The sequence below is a fragment of the Tahibacter aquaticus genome (genome assembly GCF_004363655.1).
Lineage (GTDB): Bacteria > Pseudomonadota > Gammaproteobacteria > Xanthomonadales > Rhodanobacteraceae > Tahibacter > Tahibacter aquaticus.
The window spans coordinates 736,519-739,434 of sequence record NZ_SNZH01000001.1; the positions used below are offsets into that span (position 1 = coordinate 736,519).

Here is a 2,916-nt window from a genome sequence, read left to right on the forward strand (position 1 = left end):
GCCAACGACCGCCTGCTGCAGGAATCGGCTGCCAGCAACGGCATCACCCGCCTGACCAGCCACGGCTACGACCTCAACGGCAGCCTGATCGAAACCACCACGCCCGAACAGACCATGTACTACCGCTACAACAGTCAGAACCGCATGGTTCAGGCAGAGCGGAAGATAGGGTCGCTTCTCGACATCACGCAGTACAGCTATACGGCGGATGGGATACGGCGCAGCCAGGTGTTGAAGTCCGGGACTGGGGATGCGAGGGAGATTCGGTATCTGATTGATCCGAATCAGGCCTATGCACAGGTCATTGAGGAACGAGTCGGGACACCGCTGGCGGCTGGAGCTAACGTCAGTGGGTTGAGCCTGAAGACGGCGTACACCTATGGCGATGACTTGCTGGGGCAGTACGCGTTGCGGGATGCGAGCGGCAATGTCTTGCCAGGAGCGGCTACGGCGGCGATACCGAGCATGTTCCACTATGACGGGCTGGGAAGCACGCGATGGTTGACCGATGCAGCAGGAAACCTCGTCGATCAGTACGCGTATGAAGCGTTCGGGCAAAGCGACGATGCAGCGAGTGTGCTGGCTACACCCAACCTGCCAGCGACGAACTATCAGTACACCGGGGAACAGTTCGACCCGAACTTGGGGTTCTATTACCTGCGGGCCAGATATACGGATCCGGCGGTGGGGCGGTTTACGCAGCAGGATAGTTTTAAGGGGGTAGAGCTAGATCCTTTAACACTTCACAAGTACACGTATGGGAACAACAACCCCGCGTGCATGGTCGATCCTTCAGGAAATGTGTCGGTCGCGTTTATCATGGCATCGGTGACCGTCGTTGCTATTGGCGTAACCGTGGTTGTTGCCGATTACGCCATGAAACGGGTGGACAAGGGACGTGATGTTTACGTCGATTTTTCCGGAATGAATCCGCGGGGCTACTCGAAGGAAATTCTTGAGCAAGAAATCATGTCAAGCCTTCAGATCGCTTTCGGACAATTTGGTGTCCGATTTACAGATTCGAATCCGTCGGCGTACCGGAAATTAGTGTTTGGCGGCGGCGGTGGTGGTGAATCTGGCCACTATGGAAGAACGTATTTTGTAAGTAGTCGGGTCTTTACAGACGATCTAATCGAAGATGGAGAACGCTACATTTCTCCCAAGAATCGGCGTAATGTGACGAGTGAAGAGATGGGAGTGGCGATTGGCATTGCGGCGGCGCATGAGGCGGGACACACATTCGGCGCTCCACACATTTATCGCCCCGACGGTCCGGCTAGCATCAATCAACCAGTGACTATCATGGATAGCAACATAGTCCCTCAGGGAGAGCGAGCGCCGTGGGCACCTGCCTCACTTGATTTTTTGAGGAAAAGATTCCAATGAGATATTTATGTATTGTAGTATTTGCTTTATTTTCATCAGGCGTAGCAGCGTCTACATTGGACTTGCCTCGAGCTACAGAGATTCAATTGAATTCTATAGCGGAAACACTGGAGTCATTCCGCGCAGACTGCGATCGATTCCCTTCGAAAGTCGAGTTTTTAGAGTTGGCAAGAATTGATGGAAAGGGATGCAAGTCGGCTCATTACTTAAGAAGTGCTCAGCTATCTGATCATTGGGGCAGTGAAATTGTTTACGAGGTTAATGACGGCAGTTTTAACCTATTGTCCGTTGGCGCTGATCGATTGAGAGAAACTTCCGACGACATCGTTTATGGCCTGAAGGAAAGGCCGTGGCGCTCGGCATATCGAGACGCAATTGACCCTCGTGATGATTTTGTTGATCGATGGAGGAACGTCATAGCACTCATAGTCGTTGTTGCAGCAGCAATGGCTATTGGGGGAGTGATTCAACGTCGAAAATCTCGACGAAAACAGTAACAAAAAGCCCGCTCTCGCGGGGCTTTTTACTTGGGCCGCCTGGTCGCGACCATCGATGCAAACAACAAACGCATCGAGTACACGCACAACTGAACCGCCCCGGCTTCCCTGGAGACTCCATCTCTTGAGAGGATGGAGCAATGAGCAAGTCAGCAAATTTTCCGAAGCAACCCGAGCGCACAATCAGTCAGAAATTTGCCGAATGGCGACTTCGTCGAGGCAACGGTTGTTGTAAAAACGGAATTCGAGACTAGCGTACCTCTGGTAATTCGAATGTTTCGATACGGTAATGGCGGGGGTTATGTCGTGAATACAGCATTCGTGCCAGTCCAATGAATAAGAATGAGTTCCACAATCTGATAGAGGGAATTGAAGAAGGAATAAATAAACTTTATGTCGAAGTCAATGCAATTGATGACGTGGAGTTGTTGTTGGATCTTGGTGACGAGTTTGCCGACAAGCCAGAGTACGGCGTCAGATTTTATGACAGGGTAATTGCAGTTGACCCAACTAACCTAAGAGCAGTTCTTTCGGCTGGTGCTTGCTACCTTCTCGCTGGAAACGATCTAGATGCTTACTACATGCTGAGACGTGCTCGGGAAATTGATCCAACTCACGAAGATGTTAAAAGGCTCGCGGCAAGCGTGTTATCGCCGACGAGCCGGTTGCCGCGAGATATTTAAACGAAGACCGGGACAACCAGCCCTCGGAAAACTCCGACTCTCTCGCGAGCACTTCTCCGATGGACTTCCGGCCGCTTGACCGTGGGTAACAGGGGCACGTTCACTTACCCAGCAGCAAAAGCCCCGCATTTGCGGGGCTTTTGCTGTGGTCGTCAGCGCCGTCTGGTCTTGGTTGTCGGCGCCTCGCAGGTCATGACGAGACAGCCGTCACGCACGCAGATGCGTAAGCGTCCGGCGCCGCCACATTCTCGAACCCGATCATCAGAGCAATGCTTGTCGCTCACCTTCTCGGAGCGCCAAGCGTGCAAGCATCGAAGACCGAAGCCTTCTGGCGCCGTCACGTTGAAGCG

Annotated in this window: 4 protein-coding genes; 3 read left to right on the forward strand and 1 reads right to left on the reverse strand. The window is 52.7% G+C overall.

The window, feature by feature from the left end; translation table 11 throughout:
- From DFR29_RS28950 to DFR29_RS02915, 3 genes are all read left to right on the forward strand, one after another.
- Positions 1–1,386, forward strand: a 1,386-nt coding sequence (locus DFR29_RS28950; RefSeq protein WP_166653832.1) for an RHS repeat-associated core domain-containing protein, incomplete at its 5' end; no start/stop codon positions are given.
- Positions 1,383–1,883: a type II secretion system protein GspG gene (locus DFR29_RS02910; protein ID WP_133817043.1), complete on the forward strand. Its 501-nt coding sequence runs from the start codon at positions 1,383–1,385 to the stop codon at positions 1,881–1,883. The genes DFR29_RS28950 and DFR29_RS02910, both read left to right, overlap by 4 nt.
- A 332-nt stretch (positions 1,884–2,215) precedes the next feature.
- Positions 2,216–2,566 carry a tetratricopeptide repeat protein gene (locus DFR29_RS02915; RefSeq protein ID WP_133817044.1) on the forward strand — a complete coding sequence of 117 codons (351 nt, stop codon included), beginning with the start codon at positions 2,216–2,218 and terminating at the stop codon, positions 2,564–2,566.
- A gap of 152 nt (positions 2,567–2,718) precedes the next feature.
- On the opposite strand, the gene DFR29_RS29595 is transcribed toward DFR29_RS02915, so the two are convergent.
- A partial coding sequence (locus tag DFR29_RS29595) for a hypothetical protein (protein WP_208113489.1) occupies positions 2,719–2,916 on the reverse strand: 198 nt, incomplete at its 5' end.

Coding starts and splice junctions, on each gene's coding strand:
- DFR29_RS02910 (WP_133817043.1), top strand. CDS start 1,383: ATGAGATATTTATGTATTGTAGTATTTGCTTTATTTTCATCAGGCGTA.
- DFR29_RS02915 (WP_133817044.1), top strand. CDS start 2,216: ATGAATAAGAATGAGTTCCACAATCTGATAGAGGGAATTGAAGAAGGA.